This is a genomic window from Streptococcus oralis, from assembly GCF_026782345.1.
In the GTDB taxonomy this organism is placed as follows: Bacteria; Bacillota; Bacilli; order Lactobacillales; family Streptococcaceae; genus Streptococcus; species Streptococcus oralis_CK.
In genome coordinates, this window is record NZ_JAKUWI010000003.1 from 41,969 (window position 1) to 60,504 (window position 18,536).

Annotated in this window: 12 protein-coding genes and 1 pseudogene; 2 read left to right on the top strand and 11 right to left on the bottom strand. The window is 38.8% G+C overall.

Going from position 1 to position 18,536, the window contains the following annotated elements; all coding sequences use genetic code 11:
* Nucleotides 1–86: 86 nt before the first annotated feature.
* Nucleotides 87–3,290: an LPXTG-anchored hyaluronate lyase gene (locus MK405_RS07505; RefSeq protein WP_268704695.1), complete on the bottom strand. Its 3,204-nt coding sequence runs from the start codon at nucleotides 3,288–3,290 to the stop codon at nucleotides 87–89.
* 226 nt (nucleotides 3,291–3,516) lie between these two features.
* On the opposite strand from MK405_RS07505, the gene MK405_RS07510 reads away from it, so the two are divergent.
* Together MK405_RS07510 and MK405_RS07515 are read left to right on the top strand one after the other, a co-directional pair.
* Nucleotides 3,517–3,993 (top strand): glutathione peroxidase, encoded by a 477-nt coding sequence (locus MK405_RS07510; protein ID WP_268704696.1) that lies wholly within the window; start codon nucleotides 3,517–3,519, stop codon nucleotides 3,991–3,993.
* A gap of 341 nt (nucleotides 3,994–4,334) precedes the next feature.
* Complete coding sequence (locus tag MK405_RS07515) at nucleotides 4,335–10,526, top strand: alpha-L-fucosidase (RefSeq protein WP_268704697.1); 6,192 nt, start codon at nucleotides 4,335–4,337, stop codon at nucleotides 10,524–10,526.
* Between the two features lie 363 nt (nucleotides 10,527–10,889).
* Here MK405_RS07515 and MK405_RS07520 read toward each other — a convergent pair whose 3' ends face one another.
* From MK405_RS07520 to MK405_RS07565, 10 genes and pseudogenes are all read right to left on the bottom strand, one after another.
* Complete coding sequence (locus MK405_RS07520) at nucleotides 10,890–11,183, bottom strand: DUF5960 family protein (RefSeq protein WP_000196996.1); 294 nt, start codon at nucleotides 11,181–11,183, stop codon at nucleotides 10,890–10,892.
* On the bottom strand, nucleotides 11,176–11,538 hold the full coding sequence (locus tag MK405_RS07525) for a hypothetical protein (RefSeq protein WP_000567210.1): 363 nt from the start codon (nucleotides 11,536–11,538) through the stop codon (nucleotides 11,176–11,178). The genes MK405_RS07520 and MK405_RS07525 overlap by 8 nt, the downstream gene beginning before the upstream one ends.
* Nucleotides 11,535–12,950, bottom strand: coding sequence for a Y-family DNA polymerase (locus MK405_RS07530; RefSeq protein ID WP_045616429.1), 1,416 nt, complete (start codon nucleotides 12,948–12,950; stop codon nucleotides 11,535–11,537). The genes MK405_RS07525 and MK405_RS07530 overlap by 4 nt, the downstream gene beginning before the upstream one ends.
* A gap of 3 nt (nucleotides 12,951–12,953) precedes the next feature.
* Nucleotides 12,954–13,640, bottom strand: coding sequence for an XRE family transcriptional regulator (locus tag MK405_RS07535; RefSeq protein ID WP_268704698.1), 687 nt, complete (start codon nucleotides 13,638–13,640; stop codon nucleotides 12,954–12,956).
* 205 nt (nucleotides 13,641–13,845) lie between these two features.
* Nucleotides 13,846–14,043 (bottom strand): annotated as a pseudogene (locus MK405_RS07540) (hypothetical protein); the annotation flags it as partial.
* Between the two features lie 623 nt (nucleotides 14,044–14,666).
* Nucleotides 14,667–15,221: a hypothetical protein gene (locus MK405_RS07545; protein ID WP_268704699.1), complete on the bottom strand. Its 555-nt coding sequence runs from the start codon at nucleotides 15,219–15,221 to the stop codon at nucleotides 14,667–14,669.
* 611 nt (nucleotides 15,222–15,832) lie between these two features.
* A complete protein-coding gene (locus MK405_RS07550) occupies nucleotides 15,833–17,539 on the bottom strand; it encodes a hypothetical protein (protein WP_268704700.1) in 1,707 nt (568 codons plus the stop codon).
* The gene (locus MK405_RS07555) at nucleotides 17,529–17,762 is read right to left on the bottom strand and encodes an ABC-three component system middle component 6 (RefSeq protein ID WP_268704701.1); all 234 of its coding nucleotides are present in this window, start codon (nucleotides 17,760–17,762) and stop codon (nucleotides 17,529–17,531) included. Before MK405_RS07555 ends, MK405_RS07550 begins: the two co-directional genes overlap by 11 nt.
* Entirely contained in the window at nucleotides 17,749–18,312 is a 564-nt protein-coding gene (locus tag MK405_RS07560; RefSeq protein WP_268704702.1) for a hypothetical protein, read from the bottom strand. Before MK405_RS07560 ends, MK405_RS07555 begins: the two co-directional genes overlap by 14 nt.
* A complete protein-coding gene (locus tag MK405_RS07565) occupies nucleotides 18,313–18,492 on the bottom strand; it encodes a hypothetical protein (protein WP_125386627.1) in 180 nt (59 codons plus the stop codon).
* Nucleotides 18,493–18,536 lie beyond the last annotated feature (44 nt).

Sequence of the window (18,536 nt, forward strand, 5' to 3'; positions counted from 1 at the left end):
AAAAAGAAAAATCCGAAGACATTTTACCTTCTTCAGATTTTTCTATTTTCTACGGTTCCACGTGATTCATCTAGATGATGAGCAAATCAGTTGTTCTTTCCTCTGCGGAATAGATAAATCACCCCAAGTAGCAAGAGCCCTAGACTTGCTAAGATTGACTGATCTTCTCCTGTCTGAGGGAGATTTTTTTGATCCGAATGGTTCTTTTTCTCTTCAGATTTTTCCTTTTCTTTTGAATCCTGAGTTTGTGGTTGAGCTGCTTGTTCTAGCTTTTTAAAGACTTCCTGATCTGGCGCTGATTCCTGGGTTTCAGGATTATAGTAGGCAACCTTATAGTTATCCCCTTCTTTTCGAATGGTATAGACTCCACGTTTCAAGACTTGGAATTGGTTGGAAATAGTAGAGACAGAATCATCATATTTCACAATGCCCCAAACTCCTTGTTTGGCATCATAAACAGACTGAAGGGTCTCATTGTTATCGATGAGACTACTTTCTAACTCTTTTGCCATTTGATTGAAGGTGGCACGATCCACGTTAGGGATGAGCATATAGCCATAAGAATCCCCATTTTGCTTATGAGCCTGACTAATCGTAAGAAATTCATTTTCAACTTCCTTGTCTGACTGTCCTTCATTGATATCCTTCCAAGATCCCTTTTGAACAGCCTTACTCATACTAATTGAACTCTTCTTAAAGAAAAAGTAACCAATATTCTTTTTCGAATCGGACGATTCTAAAAAGACACTTTGGGTTTCAGGATAATCCTTTTCTTGTTCCGTGAGGGAGGCTTCTTTATCATTGACATAGACTTTATATGGATCACTTGATTCCAGTTTTCTCTGGTCAATTGTAGTTGCAGCAGTATCTGTTGAAGTGTTTTGGATATTGCTTCCTAAAAAGGCGATCTTATCCTTCAGCATAAACCAGCTCTTATGAGCAGTCAATGTTTGATTCCAGTTAGTGAAATCCATGGTTGCTGTCGCATTGGCCTCATCTAGTTTGCTCGTTCCAACGAAAGCAGACGGTAGAACTTTACCTGTATCGCTATCCGATCTCTTAGCGTCCGTCTCTGTCGTACCAGGCATCTTATAGGGATTGACTGTTGGCCAGTAGCCATCGCTATAGTGGCTTAAATCGCCATTGTAAAGATAGAACATCCCATCACTCGTATACCAACCACGTTTGTTTTCCTTGTTCATGTGTTCGTAATTCAAGGTACGACTAGAAAAGAGTGACAAGCCAAATCCAAACCCTTTCTCTGCATTGTACATGGCTGTTTTATCCATCTTATTAAAGGCAGATAGGTAACTTGTTCTTGGAACACTTGCGACTCCTGCATCGCTTAACAAAGATTGCATCAAACTGATATCCTTATAAGTCTTCAAATTCTTAAAGACATCATAATAACTATCCGATTGAACAATGGTCTTTACAAGGCTCTGCAAACGTTGTTTGGTCTCTCCTTCAGACATATCCGCTATCCGATGAATCCCTCTCAGTACTTCTACCGCGGCCACATGCCCCTCGCTATTAGCACGACTGATAGAGCGTCCACGACTCATATCCATCAGCTCTCCATTCACCAGCAAAGGAGCAAACGATTTATCAATCCAGTGGTACATGGTTTGCATTTTATCTTTATCAATTGGACTCTTGGTCTTTTGAATGACTGGCAACAGTTGTGACAGGCCATCAATCAAGACATTCCCATAAGCACCCGTATAGGCAACATTGGTGTGGTCGATATAGGATCCATCCTGATAAAAACCTTCACCTTGGTCTACCAACTTAAACACTTGCTCAATCGAACGAATGGTCGAAGAAATTTCTTGATCATCCTTGCGCAGTAAACCAGCTATTACTTTTACCCTTCCCATATCCACTAAGTTTCCACCTAGGGCCTTAAATGGGTTATCAGTCGTCTTTCGGAAATGTTCGGGATCTGGCACAAATTTTTCAATCACATCTGTATATTTTTTTATTTCCTCATCAGAGAAGTATTCTTTCATCAGAGACAAGGTATTGTTGATGGCACGAGGTGTACCGATTTCATAATCCCACCAGTTCCCAAGAATGCTTTTTTCACTATTGTAGACATGTTTATGCATCCATTCCATGGAATCCCTAACTGTTCGAATGACGGTTTCATCTTGATAATAACGAGAAGAAGGATTGGTCACTTGCTTGGCCAGCTCCTCCAATTTCCGATAAGTGGCAGTTAGATTCGCAGACGTTTTATAATTTGAAAACTTCTCCCACAAATAGGTGCGGTCCGCCTGACTTGAAATACTGGATAGGCTATCAGCCACCTTTCCTTCCAGTTCCTGGTTTAACTTGGCCATCTGTTCATTTTTAGAATCATAGTATTGATTCCCAGCGATGATGCTATTCCAGTCATCCAAACGGTCTGTGTATGCGTCCTTAACAGAGGCTAGAATCTTCAAAGGAATCTTTTTCACTTCCTTGCCATCTTTACTGACAATGACATTGGTTGTCCCTTCCTTAAGAGGTTCTAAAATTCCATTTTTGACTGAAGCAAAGTCAGGATTTTCTACCTTATAAGTATAGTCCGCAAGAGAAAAAACATGTTTTTTCCCAATTGGTAAATCAATCTTTTCCTCGAGCTGTTTATCTGTTTGAGAATCCTCAGAAGGCTGGTCTGCTACCTCTACCAGCTCAATATCCTTAAAGGAAACAGTCCCAGTTCCTGTTTCATAGAATAACTCCAGCTTGATTTTATCAACATCTAAAGTCGGGCTATAGTCTGCTTCAATGGTCTGCCAGTCCTTTGTTCCTGACGTCGTTGCAGAATTCCACAATTGCTTGTCCTTACCACTTTCCTCAATGATACGAACCTTAGCAATCCCGACTTTATTATCTGTTTTAATCTTGAAACGCAGTTTATACTTTCTCTTAGCTTCAATAGGGACCATACGGTGAACCACTGCCCTTAGTTTCTCAGAACTTAAGATAGTGACAGCCCCATCCTTGGCTTCAATGACTCGAGTTGAGGCACCTGAAAAACTATTCTTCTGGTCTACCCAAGCTGACCACCCCTGGGCTTTGCTTCCTGTCCAAGGACTGCTTCCGTTCTCCGTCTGACCAAAATCACCATTTTCAACTAAATTCTTGGCATCCCTTTGCTGATACTGAACTTCCTTCTGGCTTTGCTGAATGGTATTCGTAGTCGTTTCTTCCGCTCCAACTGTCATATAATGGTTTAATAAAAAACCTGATAAAACAAGTGAAGACAAACTCACAATGAGCTTCTTTGTTTTTGTTTGCATGTATACACTCCAATAAACATATTGTAAAATCAATAGGAACTAAATCTCAAACTAGAGATTTATAGCAACTAAGTAAACCGGTTTAATTAAATCATACCATTTTTAAAGTTATTTGTAAACGATTTCTATCATACATATTGAGGGCTTATTCTTCAACAATATCTTCCATCCGACTCGACGAAAAAAGTAAAAACTGTTACAATGTAGAAAAAGAAAAGAGGCCCTCATGACTTCACTTTATGATTTTTCCGTTTTAAACCAAAATAACCAAGCAACTCCCCTGGAGAGCTATCGTGGCAACGTTCTCTTGATTGTCAACACTGCTACTGGATGTGGTTTAACTCCCCAGTACCAAGGTCTCCAAGAACTCTATGAACGCTATCAAGATCAGGGTTTTGAAATCTTAGATTTCCCTTGCAATCAGTTCATGGGACAAGCACCCAGCAGCGCAGAGGAAATCAATAGCTTCTGCAGCCTACACTATCAGACCACTTTCCCCCGCTTTGCCAAGATCAAGGTCAACGGCAAGGAAGCAGATCCTCTTTATGTTTGGCTAAAAGACCAGAAATCTGGCCCACTAGGAAAACGAATCGAATGGAATTTTGCTAAGTTTCTCATTGGTCGAGATGGGCAAGTTCTTGAGCGCTTCTCTTCCAAAACAGACCCCCAAACCATCCAAGATTCTCTCCAAAAGATACTCTAATTTCTTTTTAAAACGTATCCTTTCATTTAGTTTGAGCAATGAAAGGATGCGTTTTTTCTTTAAAAAGTAGCTGATTTTCTTTAATTTATATTTATTTTTTTGCTTTTTGCTATTGCAATTCTTTTATTAATTTAGTATATTTGTTATATTAAAAGTTTTCAGTCATTTTAAGGGAGAAATGACCTTTTAAATTTTTTATCTTGGAATGAAAGCGCTTTATAAACAGGAGGTAAGGTGGCTTACAAATTATCAGAGAGTTTTTTCATTAAATCAAGTTGTAACCAAGTCAGACTTGGGCTTGGGCAGTAGCTGACTGCCTTTCTAAAAACTAGGAGTATATTATGAATCGATACCTTTTTGAAAAAGGGCAAACATTTAGCATTCGGAAGTTGACTGTAGGTGTGGCATCTGTTATCGTGGGACTGGCATTTTTTGCTTCTGGAACCGTGCGTGCAGACGAAACGTCTCCTGCCACAACATCCAATTTAGATCAGCAAATGAAACAAGTCGCAGATATAGAAGAGACCAAGGCTGAACCAGTCAAAAAAGAAGGTCGTGTAGAAGCTGAAAAACAAGAAACACCTGTTGCAGATACTAACAGTGCTGACTTGCTACCTGAAGACATTCAGGACCGTGCCTATCCAGACACACCTGTCAAAGAACTCGATACGACTACTATCGTTGACCAAAAAGCTAGTCCATCAGTAGAAACTAAGAGCATTCTAAAGGACAAGGAAGAAGCTCCAAAAGAAGCTGAGACCGGAAACCGTGCCATCATTAACGGTGGACAAGACCTCAAACACATCAACTACGAGGGACAACCTGCTACTGCTGCTACTATGGTTTACAGCACTTACAATGCAGGAGAACAACGCTACCTCGTTTCAGGCTCCGGAATCTTTGTAGCCCCTAACCTGATTCTTACCGTTGCTCATAACTTCCTAGAGGCCAATAAAGAAACTGGCGAAGGTCACATTCGTGGTGGAAAATCTGCCCAGTTCTACTATAACGTTGGTTCAAACAGCGAAAAGAAAAACTCACTGCCATCTTCTGGAACTACGGTTTTATTCAGAGAAAAGGACATCCATTTCTGGAACAAGAAAGAGTTTGGAAAAGGTTATAAGAACGACCTTGCTCTTGTAGAAGCTCCTATTCCTCTTCCGATTGCTAGTCCAAACAAAGCAGCAACCTTTGCGCCTTTAGCGGATTACAAGACGCATCAGCCGGGAGAAGCCATCAGTACGATTGGCTACCCAACTGACTCGAGCTCAAAAGAACTGAAACAACCTATCCTAGCCGGTCAGCTTTACAAGGCAGATGGGACCATCCGATCTGTTGAGTCCTATGATGATAAGGGAACGACTGGTATCACCTACAAAACCACTTCTGTATCTGGTTTGTCTGGTGGCGGGATTGTCGATAGCCAAGGAAAAGTTCTGGGTGTCCATCAACACGGAACCGTTGACAACGGTGTCGCTGAAAAGGATCGCTTTGGTGGCGGACTCGTCCTTTCACCTGAACAACTGAAATGGGTGAAGGACATGATTGCCAAGTATGGTGTGAAAGGCTGGTACCAAGGTGATAACGGAAATCGTTACTACTTTACTGATGAAGGACGTATGCTTCGGAACGAAACAGCTGTTATCGGAAGCAACGAATATTCCTTCAATCAAGATGGGATTGCTACCTTGACCAAGGGAGTTGAATACGGCCGTGTTGTTATTCAACACGAAGACGAAGAAGGAAATCCTGTCAAAGATAATGACACCTTTATCGAACAGACAGCTGTTGATTCGCCATTTGACTATAATTTCAAAAAAGAAATCGAGAAAACGGACTTCTATCAGAAGAATAAAGACAAATACGAAATTGTATCCATTGATGGCGTAGCAGTCAATAAACAACTAAAGGATGTTTGGGCTGAAGATCACAATGTTGTCAGCAAAGCGCCTGCCGGTACACGTGTCATCAAGGTAGTCTATAAAGTCAACAAAGGCTCTTTCAAAGTTTACTACCGTCAAAAAGGAACCACTACTGAACTAGCTGAGGCGACAGTTGATAACAATGAAGGCCAAGAGTATGAGGTTTCCTTTGTCAACACCTTCCATGCAAAAGACATTTCTGGCTACCGTCCAGTCAAGACTAGCCTGGAAGCAACCATCCAGCAAAAAGGGGTGAATGAAGTCGTCTTTGAATACGAGCCAGTCGCTGATACAGCTAATCCAACGACTCCGACTCCACCAGTGGCTCATCCAGAAGATAAGGAAACTGAGATTGGCAATCATGGACCTCTTCCAAGCAAGGCTCAACTCGATTACCACAAGGAAGAATTGGCAGCCTTCATCCACTACGGAATGAACACCTATACCAATTCTGAATGGGGAAATGGGAAAGAAGACCCCCGATACTTCAATCCAACCAACTTGGATACTGACCAGTGGATTCGCACTCTGAAGGAAACGGGCTTCAAACGAACCATTATGGTTGTTAAACACCACGACGGATTCGTTGCTTACCCTTCTAAGTACACCAACCATACCGTAGCTGCTAGCCCATGGAAAAATGGAAAGGGTGACCTTCTCGAAGAAGTTTCCAAGTCTGCTAGCAAGTACGACATGAACATGGGTGTTTACCTATCCCCATGGGATGCCAACCATCCTAAATACCATGTTGCAACCGAAAAAGAATACAACCAATACTATCTCAACCAACTGAAAGAAATCCTTGGTAATCCGAAATACGGTAATAAAGGGAAATTTATCGAGGTTTGGATGGACGGTGCGCGTGGTAGCGGTGCCCAAAAAGTAACCTATACTTTTGATGAGTGGTTCAAATACATCAAAGAAGCCGAAGGAGATATCGCTATCTTCTCTGCTCAACCGACAAGCGTTCGCTGGATCGGAAATGAACGGGGAATCGCAGGTGACCCTGTATGGCATAAAGTCAAACGGGCCAACATCACAGACGATGTGAAAAACGAATACCTCAACCATGGTGACCCTGATGGTGATATGTACTCTGTAGGGGAAGCTGATGTTTCGATCCGTTCAGGCTGGTTCTACCATGACAACCAACAGCCGAAATCACTCAAAGAGTTGATGGATATCTACTTCAAGTCTGTTGGTCGTGGAACCCCACTCCTTCTCAACATTCCACCAAATAAAGAAGGAAAATTCGCAGATGCAGATGTGGCTCGCTTGAAGGAATTCAAGGCAACCCTAGACCAAATGTATGCGAATGACTTTGCCAAAGGTGCCACTGTAACAGCAAGTTCTACTCGTCAGAACCACCTCTACAAAGAAAGCCACCTGACTGACGGTAAAGATGATACTAGCTGGGCACTCTCAAATGATGCCACAACCGGTAGCTTTACAGTCGATTTAGGACAAAAGAGACGCTTTGACGTCGTTGAACTCAAGGAAGATATCGCCAAAGGTCAACGTATCTCTGGTTTCAAGATTGAAGTTGAAATCAACGGACGCTGGGTGACTTACGGTGAAGGTTCAACTGTTGGTTACCGTCGCTTGATTCAAGGTAAACCTGTAGAGGCACAAAAAATTCGTGTAACCATCACAGGAGCACAAGCTACACCAATCTTGAACAACTTCTCTGTCTACAAAACGCCAAGTAGTATTGAAAAAACAGACGGCTATCCTCTTGGACTGGAATACCACTCAAACACAACTGCGGATACAGCCGGAACAACTTGGTACAATGAATCTGAAGGGGTTCGTGGCACTTCTATGTGGACCAATCAAAAAGATGCCAAAGCAAGCTATACCTTCACAGGAACCAAGGCCTATGTCGTCTCTACAGTCGATCCTGGTCATGGAGAAATGTCCGTCTACGTTGATGGTCAAAAGGTTGCCGATGTCCAAACTAAGAATGCTAGCCGTAAACGCAGCCAAAAAGTCTTTGAGACAGGCGATTTAGCACCAGGCCAACACACTATTACCCTTGTAAACAAAACAGGCGAACCAATTGCTACAGAAGGAATCTACACCCTAAACAATGATAGCAAAGGGATGTTTGAACTTGAGTCTACCAACTACGAAGTCGAAAAAGGAAAACCAGTCACTGTTAAGATTAAACGTGTTGGTGGAAGCAAGGGGGCTGCTACTGTTCGCTTCATCACAGAACCTGGAACTGGGGTTCACGGTAAAGTTTACCAAGATACAACTCAAGATGTGACCTTTAAAGATGGAGAAACAGAAAAGACTGTTACCATCCCAACGATTGACTTTACAGAACAAGCCGACTCTGTCTTTGAATTTAAAGCCAAGCTCACTTCTGTCACTGATGGTGCCCTGCTCGGTTTTGCTACCGATGCAACCATCCAAGTGATGAAAGCTGAATTGTTGATCAAGGACCAAACAAGTTATGATGACCAAGCTAGTCAGTTGGATTACAGCCCTGGCTGGCACCATGAAACCAATTCGGCAGACAAATACCAAAAGACTGAGTCTTGGGCTTCCTTTGGCCGCTTAACTGATGAGCAAAAGAAAAAGACAACTGTCACAGCCTACTTCTACGGTACTGGACTTGATATCAAGGGCTATGTTGATCCAAATCATGGTATCTACAAAGTCTTCCTAGACGGTAAAGAAGTTCCTTACCAAGATGGAATGGGAAATGCTTCAACTATTGATGGTAAGAAATACTTTAGCGGTCGCGCAGCCCAACGCCAAGGCAATCAAACTCTGGTTAGCCTAAAAGGTCTGGACGAAAACTTGCACGCAGTCACCCTTCAACTAGATCCTGATCGAAACGATTTATCTCAAAATATCGGTATTCAGGTAGACCAATTCATCACTCGTGGCGAAGGTAGCGAACTCTACAGCAAGGCAGATATCATCCAGTCTATCTCAAAATGGAAAGATGATCTGTCCAATTTTGATCCAGCAGGCTTGAAAAATACGGCCACTGCACGCCAAGCTTTCCAAGCAAATCTAGAAAAATTGAGAAACCAACTCAGTGCTGATGTAGTGGATGTTCAGGATGTCATGTTGACGGTCAGTGCCCTACAAGATATCCTATCCAAGGATGAGAACTATCAAAGAGGCCAAGAGGAGCCTAGTCCAGAGCAACCGGAACAGCCAGAAGAACCTGAGAAACCTGACCAGCCTGAGCAACCAGCTCAACCAAAACAACCGGAAATTGAGTACGATAAGGCTATGGACAGCTTGACGAAAGCTATCGAGAAAAAAGTCGCTGAGCTTGGATCCAATAAGGAAGCTAAGAAGCAATTATTAGAAATTGCTGACCAAGCCATTGCTGCAATCCAAGAAGCGAAAACTCAGGAAGCAGTCAATCAAGCGCTAAAAACTGCTCTCGAACAAATCAACAAGCTCGAAGCAGCTCAGCCTGAGAAACCTGCTGAACCGGAAAAACCAGTTCAGCCTAAAAATCCGACTCAACCTGAGAATCCAGTTCAACCTGAGAAACCTGGCCAGCCTGAGCAACCAGCTCAACCAAAACAACCGCAAATTGAGTATGATCAAGCTATGGACAGCTTGACAAAAGCTATCGAGAAAAAAGTAGCTGAGCTTGGATCCAACAAGGAAGCTAAGAAGAAATTATTAGAAATTGCTGACCAAGCCATTGCTGCAATCCAAGAAGCGAAAACTCAGGAAGCAGTCAATAAAGCGCTAGAAACTGCTCTCGAACAAATCAACAAACTCGAAGCGGCTCAGCCTGAGAAACCTGCTGAACCTGAAAAACCAGTTCAGCCTGAAAATCCGACTCAACCTGAGAAACCTGCTCAACCTGAGAAACCTGCTCAGCCTGAAAAGCCAGCTCAACCTGAGAATCCAGTTCAACCTGAACAACCTGCTCAACCGGAAATTCCAGCTCAACCGGAAAAGCCGACTCAACCTGAGAATCCAGTTCAACCTGAACAACCTGCTCAACCTGAGAAACCTGACCAGCCTGAAAAGCCAGTTCAGCCTGAGAAACCTGCTCAGCCTGAAAATCCGACTCAACCGGAAACTCCAGCGCAACCTGAGAAACCAATTACTTCTTCAAGTCCTGAGGAAGGGGTTAAAGACCTTGTCTTTACACTTCCAAGCTTGGAAATCGTCAATAAGGTCGTACCGTTTAAGACGATTCGTCGCGAAAACCCACAATTAGACAAAGGAAAAGAGCAAGTTCTATCAGAAGGGAAAGACGGTCTCTTAGTCGAATATGTTGAAGTGAACGGTAACAATCGCAAGGTTCTCCAAACAGAAGCAACTCCAGCTCAAGATCGAGTGATTGAGGTAGGTAGCAAACAATGCTCAGTTGGTACAGAAGCGCCACCAGTTGTGACTCTTCCTGAGTATGTTCTACCAAGAGAGACTGAAAAACCGACTCCAGCCGTAACAGATAATTCATCAGCAAAAGATGAAAAAGCTCCTGTTACAGCTACGGTCAAAGAAGAAAAGGAAAAAGAACTCCCTGCAACTGGGGAACAAGAAGCAACTGCCTTCCTCTTCTTGGCAGCCATTACTTCAATCTTGTCTCTCCTCATCTTCCAAAAGAATTTCAAAGACTAATAACCCTCTTTGATTGATTCTTTCTAATTATTCAGTTCCCCCGTTGAGAAGACCAAATGGTCTTCTCTTTTTCTATCTATAAAATAAAAAAACATCCACAAATGTACATGGATGTTTTGGTATGACTCTATAAAGTGAGATGATCATTGAAGATAGCTGTTCTCAAATCCAACCACGTTTTCAAATAAACGCTCATCTAAAAAAGAAAGTGCCCCTTGCCTTATCTCATCATCAATACCTATCATAAGTTTCTGCAAGAACTCCACATATAAAGGATAACGTTTCGAATTCCAATACCATGAGATTTTCTAACGCTCATAAGCCATCTTTCCTAGATCGGACTTCCCTCTCTCACATCTAGATCTACTGACTACTATTTTTGAGTCCAGCATATGCATAGGTTCGATTTCTGGGGCACTCTTTTTCTGTCACTAGCCTAAAATAAAAGCGATGCTCCCGCCCATCCTTGGCATTTTCCTTGTTCAAGACGAAGTAGTTCTTCTGATTCATTGCCATGGTTCGTAGGATATCATCGATCAAAAAAGTCAAGGGAACATTCATGGCAGAGTATTTTTGGAAATCCTCTTCAAAGCGGATGTAACTATCTGAAAAATAATCCATCTGTAGTTTGTTTTCATACAGCTCTTTTCTAGTCATAAACTTCCTCCTCCCACAGTCGAATTTCGAGGATATCTACAATCTCTACCAGCCTATATCCCTCATTTGTCCTAATAGATAGAGTTTGAGGTGATAATTCGCTCACTTTACCGATGATCGTCATTTTTTGCTTTCTTTCCTTGACAACAAAACATCCCTTTAATTGACCAACATAAAGCTGAGAAAGCAGGCGTAGCTTCTCAACTAAATTCAAATTCGTCGAAAAATCAACACGATTTTTTTCTTCACCAAGCGAGCTAGTATGCTCTGAGAGGAAAAAGCCCATCCACTTCTGCATCCCTGGATCTTGATAGTCTCGCGCAGATTGAAAAGGTAAGTAAGAACGATCAATCATTGTAATCCATCTAATCCTCCAGCAGAATGCCCACCAATCAGCTTGCTTCTGGCAAGACTCCTAGAGGCTTCTTCCAGTGCATTGGCCTTTAAGAGAGAAGTGAAGCCAAATTGTTCCCGAATGGAGTCAATAGCCGTCTGGAGCCTTTCTTCTTTTTCTAACTTGTCAACATCATCAAAAAGAGAGATCAAACCAAAGGACTCGTCCACAAATCCTGAATAGTTGACTCCGACACTTCTGACCGCTCCAGAAGTGTATTTATTATGAAATAGCTTCAAAACATAATCCGTTAAGACAGCTGTATTATTGGTAGGTTCGACCTTCATTTGTGTGTGAATAGACGGCCTAACCTCCTGTTTAGAGAAACCGACATAGATAGAGACAAGGGTTGTTTTCTTTCCCGCCCTTCTCAATCTAATAGCCACCTGCTCTGCCATTTCTCGGAGAATAATTTCAATATCCCGTAGCTTCACGTAGTCTCTCGGCAAGATTTGAGAATTCCCCAATCCCTGGGACTTGGCTTTATAGGGCTTATGAACATTGCTTTCATCAATCCCGTTAGCATGAAACCACAAACGCAGGCCAGCCTGACCCAGAGCTTTCTTTAGCTGGTCTGGATTGCTGGTGGCCAATTCCTTGATGGAAAAAATCCCCAGAGCATGCAAGCGTTTCTCCATCCGCCTGCCAATCCCCCAAAAGTCCGTCATCTCGGAAATGGCCCAGACTTTCTCTTCCACATCCTGATAAGACCAATTGGCCCTCATGGTCGGGGTGTGCTTGGCCTCATTATCCAGAGCCAACTTGGCCAGTAAGGGATTGGCATTGGACATACCCACCGTAGAGTAGATCCCTGTCTGCCTCCAAATATCCCTCTGGATACGAGCAGAAAGCATATCCAGCTTGTCTTTGCGAGAAATCTGCCTGTCTGAGATGAAATAATTGAGCGAACTAGTCAGGTCAATAAAGCCCTCATCGATAGAGTAGGGATAAATATCATCTGGACTACCATAGTTTTGAAAGATTCGCTGGATTTCCATATTGACTGCGATGTACTCGTCCATCCGAGGAGGGACAATCAAGGTAACTTGGGCCCAATCTTCAATATAGCGCACATAGTCTGAATCTGTAGGCAACCCCTGCTTTCTGGCATTATAGTAGGAAAATTTGCGCGTTTTGATATCAAAAGGCAGATCATAGGCCCGACCAACATTGGACTTGCCAAAAATCTTCTTAAACATGGGAGAGGAAGCTAAGATAAGGCCAGTCGAATTATCCGCGCGACTCATGACACAAAGCGAAGTCTTCAGCGGATGCAAGCCCCTTTTCACACACTCGACACTGGCATAAAAGGATTTCATATCGACAAAGGCAATATCACTCTTGGGCTCTCTGGAATAATCAAAGTAGCCCATAGGCTAACCCTCCATCGGCACAAAATTCCCAACGATAATCCCTACAATCCGAGGATCATCCTCATAGGAGATGAAAATGTCCTTGTATTTTGAATTGATCGATACCAGACGCAAGCCATCTTCCTCCCGATAAACCCGTTTGATATAGGTCTGGTTGTTGCAGACCACTGCATAAACCGCCCCATCATAATCAAATCCTGTTTCCCGGATCAGAGCCACGGATCCATTTTGATATTTAGGTTCCATAGAGTCCCCAGACACCCAGGACGCAAAATCATGGGCTAGTTCCTCATTAAAGTAAACCGTATCAAAATTCTGGTCACCGTAGACCGATGCCCCGATCCCTGCTGACATGCGTTCATAGACATGATACTCGTAGAGACGCTCTGGCATGGTCGTCACTTTCTGAGTTTGTTCTTCTTTAGCCAGGTTGCGAGCATAGAGCACAACCTTGTCCTTCCCTTGCTTGGAGAGGCTATTGTAGAGACGAACAATCTCAATCTGAGTAAAATACCCTTTTGCTACTTTTAAAATGTTCTCTAACTGGGTAACCTTCTCCTTGGATGGTTCCTTGATTCCACGTTCCCAAGCAGAGTAAGCCTGAAAACTAATGCCCAGTTGCTCTGCAATTTCCTTCTGTGTCAATTTTAACTCTTTCCTCCGAGCCTTGAGTTTTTCTGGCTGATACATACTTCACCTCCTAGTGTAATGCTTTATTGAGAATATCTCCCTTAGAAAGACAAATCGACGGTTGAGTTTACACCCCTTAAAACTCAACCAATTTGATTTAGTTTTATTATATAAAAAAAGTGGACGATTGTCCACTGGGAAAATCAAATTTTAACAGATACACCCGGAGATTCTGAACAAAAAACTGGACTAGACCTAGCAACTCCTACTCTAATTTTTGCAACAGCTTTACAACTTGCCGATTATCTATCCTCACATAGTATACACCACTATCACTGACAAGTTTATCCTCTTTATACTTAGCAATTTTGACAGCATAAAGACCGCGTGGTAGGGGTTGGTTGGCAAAAAATTCCTTCATGAGTGCTTCAAGCTCTTTAAGATAGTCATCATAGCTCGTATCACTATAACCTGTAAATAAGAACTCACGAAGTTGATCAAAATTTCGATTATAGAGAACATCAACTCCCGATTTATTTTTATCAGAACTAAGGTCCAAAATTTTTTTATTTCATCAAGCCAATTTGGATTGCTAAACATCATCAGTTCAGTGATAAACGAACGCAAAGATGTTTCTACTTCATGTAATAAAGAATAAGCTCTGGAACTATATACTCTTGAAATACCATCTGCTAAAAGTAAAACTTTATCATTATTAAACTTACTAAAAATTCTATTTATCTCTCTATTAACTTTCTCAGCACTCTCCAATTTATCAAATGTAATTTCTATTGTAAAATATGAATTACTAGAATATTGTTTTTTCTCTATTGATTTTATAGAACACATCCCCTCAAATTCATTAAACTTGAGAATCTGTTGATTCGAATCTATTTTTATACTTGATCGTGATTGAAGTAAATTAATTAGTTTATTCTCTCTATCTAATTCTGGCTCCAGTATAAATAAATATTTCAATTTCACATTATAACTATTCTCCAAAGATACCTAATTTATGCAAAATTTACAGTAAGTTAAAAATAATAAAAATTAAAATTAGTTGCCCCATATCATTATTTTCTATACTCAAAAACGTTGCGCTTTGTACTTAACTATAAAATTAGAAATTTCTTTAGAGAACTTTACCTTTTTTTCACACTCAGAATTGACACTACTTCTATTATTAAAATCAAAATCTTGTCCCTCTTTGAAAGGTCTTCCATTTCTAAAATATAGTGACTGCGTTTCAATCGCAAACATTTTTTCTATCTCCCTTAACTTCTGAGAATTTGATTCTTCACAAATAAAAATAAATCGATAGTTTTCAAACTTATCTTTTATCTCCCTCCCATATAAAATTTCACGATATGTAGGTAACTCATTATAATCAAACAATTTTTCTTTAAAATAATTTATATACGTTCGATTAAAAAATTTATCTTCAAATTCTTCGTTTAAAAATTTTTGAATTTCAACAATCTCGCTCATAATATTATCTTTTTTTTGTCCAACTTGTAAACAATAATATGTTTTATCTTCTGAATTTTTACGATTCCCAAAAAGGGCCCATACTCCAGGCTTTTTAAAGTTTTGCATATTTTCTACTGTTATTAAATCTACATCGTCAAATAAATCCGTCATATCAATCACTCCAGACCTAACATTAATTTTACGTTATTATATCATATTTTTGCTTTGTTGTTAAACTTTAATAATGATAAATTCTTGAATGTCTATAAACGTTGATAGTATCGTATTGATTAACGTTTTGAGGCATTTTGAGGCAACTGACTTTATCAGATTGCAGCCACATTTATTAGCGACTAAAGTCGCAACAACTGAGTCAATTGCACCAATTTAGTATGAAAATATAAAAAAGAACACCCCGAAAGGTGCTCTCTGCAAGTATAGTAATTCTCTCGAATTAACGTTTACTAAATTGTGATGCTTTACGGGCTTTCTTAAGACCTGGTTGGAAACACTTTTATTTGAATAAGTTTCAAGATTGGCTTAAAATCAATGTTTTCCCACATTTACAGAAAACAGAATTTCATCTAATTTGAATAAATTTCAGTTAAATGGTGTGAATTTTACCCTAAAAATACACGAATTGAGCTAGATTTTACCAAAAAGTTCACACCATTTGAATTGTTAATATTTTGTACATTTTATAATAGATAAAAATTTAGAATAAATCTTAGGTATCCGATTTAGATTATAAATACTTAACAATGAACATTTAATAACTCACTTCATTTCTCAAACAATCTATCTTTCATAGAAAGTTCTAAAATAATCATTTTGTTTTGTTCCTCCAATGACATCCCAGAGGATACCAACTTTTCTTTTAAAATAGCTGAAATATATTGTATTTGATTACTTTCCACTTCGTCAACTAACGCCCTAATATCATCACCTTCAATACTCTCAAGGACATCATGTACAATAAATTTAGGAGTTGTTTTATTAATTTTTCTAGCAAAAAGTTGATAAGCAATATCGTATGCAGCGATAAGGGACTTTCTAGTCCCCGTACTTGTACCTTCAGATAGTTGACCAATTGAAACTGGAAATTCATCTGTCTTGGGATTATAAAGTAAGACAGGCTGTTCTTTATTTATTCGACCTGCAACGCTCTTAAAATAACTATTAAAAATATCCATTTTTTTCTGGTATTCTACTTCATTATTTTTAACAGTCATCTCCAGTTCAGATAGTCTTTTTTCTATAGACTGTTTTTGCTCCTCAATGTTTTCTAAGCTAATAATTGTTGAATTATTTTGTACTTTTTTTATTTTTAACTCATTTAGTTGATTTAATTTATCATAATATAAATCTACTTTATTTTCTTCTACTAAAGAAATAAATTCTGAATTTTTTTCAGTCAATTCCGTCAATATATTTTCTTTATTTTCCTTTTCTCTTACCAATTCTTGAATTCTATCATTAAAATAAGACAATTTATTTCTACTCAATTGGGAATTAAATTCAACTAAATCCAAAAAAGTTTTAGTAATACTAGGCAGCAATTCTGAAATCTCTTGAAAAAAGTCATTTGCCAGTTCTTGATTAACTATTCTTTGGGATTTCTCCTCAGCCTCTTTGATATATTTTTGTAGCTGTAAAATGTCAAAATCAATTTTACTTAATTGTCGACTTATCTCCTCGTATTTTTTTCTAATATTGTTGATATGAACTCTATTTTTCTCAAATGCTTTTTTATCCACTAAATCATTTATTTCTTTTTCTAACCGATCAATTTCTTTATCAATTGCAACATTAATTTGTTTTATTTTTACAACATCATCTATAGTATTTGTTTTTTTATAATTCTCTTCCTTACTTTTTATTTTTTTTAATTCCTGTTTTAATTTACCAAGCTCTAAATCATTTTTAGGATCTGAAATATCAAACAAATAATTATATATAGCACGATATTCCGAAATATTTGAAAAATTATCTAATACTTTTAAAAATTGAGTATTATCCTTAGTCATTAAAATTCGTACAAATGACTTTATTGTGCTTCTAAAACTTGGCTTTTGAGAGCTGTTTTCAAACAATAATTCATTTAAATATTTGTTAACTTCATCATATGAAGTTTGCTCACCATTAATATATCGCTTACCTCTGTTAAACAACTCTGTCTTTATAGAAACTTCTTTAGAAGGATGGTTGAAATCATCTATTAATACCATATCAGTATAGATTTTTTGATTTTCAATGAACAATCTTAATTGTTCATTAACACTCTGTGTTTCATAATCTTTAAAAATGGCATCTTTACTTTTTGCCCCTAAACTTAAATCCAGTAGTTTTAAGCATGTTGTTTTTCCAACTTTATTATGCTTATCAGACTTCTCCGAATCCACTATAAAATTAATTCCATTTTTAAATTCTATTTTTCTCAATACAACATCAGTATTTTTACTGATAATACTCAAACTTTTAATGAACACTCTCAATATCTCCTTCATTATTAACTCTTATTTTATCTAATAGAAAAAGAAAATCTAGTGCTAAAATAAAAAAATCATAATTTAGTTCATCTTCAATTTCTTTTTGAAGTTCTATATAAAGACTTTCTATATTGACTTTCTTCTTTAAAATCAAGCCATGTACAATAGCTGAAAGATACAAAATAGTCTTTTTGGGCTCAGCATTTTTATCAAGTAATAACATTATTATCCCCCATATAAATATTTGGATTCAATAATATCTGACACTCCATGACTCCATATTGAAGAAGTGCAATAATAAATTTATCCAATTCTAGGTCATCAATTTGACTAGATAAAAAATCAGGATCTCTCGCGATTCTTTCTTTGATATCATCATGCATCTTTTTCAAACATTCATCACCATTACCTACTATCGGATTTCCTTCTGTATCTATAGGAGTATGATCCATAAAAATATTCTTTATATTTTCAACTACTCTTTGACTATCTGTGAATTCATCTTTTAGTACCTTTTCTAGTAAAATATAGTTACCGAGACCCTCTTTAAATAATCTAATATATCTCCTAGAATTATTAAATTGTAATTTTGCTTTTAATTCAGCTGGTTGTTCAAGTAAAAATTTTTCATCGTTTTGAGAGTGAAATCCTTCAACATATTTTAAAAGCTGAAAAATAGCAGTTGGAATCAATGTACGCTGCTCAATATTTGTTATGTATAAATTTTGAGTATTATTATTGCTATGATTTCCAATACTCTGAGAATTAGCCATCTATTTCCCCCTATCACCAATATTTTGCACATTATTACTACTATTATTACCTATATTTTGACTATTATTAGAATTTTTTATAATTACTTCAATGTCTTTCTTATTTTTAAGAGAAATTGCCGTAGCATATATACCAAACAACGAGCCAACTATTCCCAAAATTGTATTTACAGTTTCCATTATCTACCTCTCATATTATATACTAAATATCCTTGTGAAAATTA